Here is a 342-nt window from a genome sequence, read left to right as displayed (position 1 = left end):
ACCAAGTACTTCGCCGGTCGCTTCGCCACCATGATGTTTGGACTGCCTGGGGCCTGTCTGGCGATGTGGCGCTGCGTTCCAAAGGGGCGTCGCGCCAAGTACACTGGATTGTTCACCTCCGTCGCCTTCACGTCCTTCCTGACCGGAATCACCGAACCCATCGAATACATGTTCCTCTTCGTGGCCCCGCTGCTCTACGTGTTCCATTCGGTCCTCGATGGCGTCTCCTTCCTGGTGGCGGACCTCATCAACATTCGTATTGGCAATACCTTCTCAGGTGGTGCTATCGACTACCTCCTGTTCGGTGTGCTGCAAGGTGAGGCCAAGACCCACTGGCTGTAC

At 57.9% G+C, this 342-nt stretch carries 1 protein-coding gene; it reads left to right on the top strand.

The window, feature by feature from the left end:
- Nucleotides 1–342 (top strand): PTS transporter subunit EIIC (locus H6B10_RS15795; protein WP_204652400.1); only part of this gene is annotated, 342 nt, incomplete at both ends.

The organism is Gemmiger formicilis (assembly GCF_016901605.1).
GTDB classification, from domain to species: domain Bacteria; phylum Bacillota; class Clostridia; order Oscillospirales; family Ruminococcaceae; genus Gemmiger; species Gemmiger formicilis_B.
The sequence above is the reverse complement of the archived record's forward strand: the minus strand, read 5'-3'. Positions and strand labels throughout refer to the sequence as shown.